Origin of the sequence: Streptomyces sp. PA03-5A, from assembly GCF_033792725.1 — a bacterium.
Classification (GTDB): domain Bacteria; phylum Actinomycetota; class Actinomycetes; order Streptomycetales; family Streptomycetaceae; genus Actinacidiphila.
In genome coordinates, this window is the sequence record NZ_JARAVL010000098.1 from 1 (window position 1) to 554 (window position 554).

2 pseudogenes are annotated in these 554 nt (G+C 76.0%); both read right to left on the minus strand.

The features are described from left to right. Positions 1-94: 94 nt before the first annotated feature. Positions 95-283: pseudogene (locus PV410_RS44645) on the minus strand (prephenate dehydrogenase); the annotation flags it as partial. A gap of 87 nt (positions 284-370) precedes the next feature. Then, a pseudogene (locus PV410_RS44650) lies at positions 371-554 on the minus strand (prephenate dehydrogenase); the annotation flags it as partial.

A 554-nucleotide genomic window follows, 5' to 3' on the forward strand; every position in this document is an offset into this window, starting at 1 on the left:
GGGCCCGATCCCCGACGCCGCCCTCGCACCACTCGGCCCCGAGCGGGCCTCCCGGGCTTCGCACGGCTGCGCCGGACTCCGTCCGCCGACCCCATCACGCGCGCAGCGACCAGCCACGCTCCCGCAACGCCGCCGACAAACGGGCCGCCGCAGCCGGCTCCACCATCAACTGGACCAGACCCGCCTGCTGCCCCGTCGAATGCTCGATCCGCACGTCCTCGATGTTGACCCCCGCCGCCCCCGTGTCCCCGAAGAGCCGCGCGAGCTCCCCCGGCCGGGCCCGATCCCCGACGCCGCCCTCGCACCACTCGGCCCCGAGCGGGCCTCCCGGGCTTCGCACGGCTGCGCCGGACTCCGTCCCCCGACCCCATCACGCGCGCAGCGACCAGCCACGCTCCCGCAACGCCGCCGACAAACGCGCCGCCGCAGCCGGCTCCACCATCAACTGGACCAGACCCGCCTGCTGCCCCGTCGAATGCTCGATCCGCACGTCCTCGATGTTGACCCCCGCCGCCCCCGTGTCCCCGAAGAGCCGCGCGAGCTCCCCCGGCTGG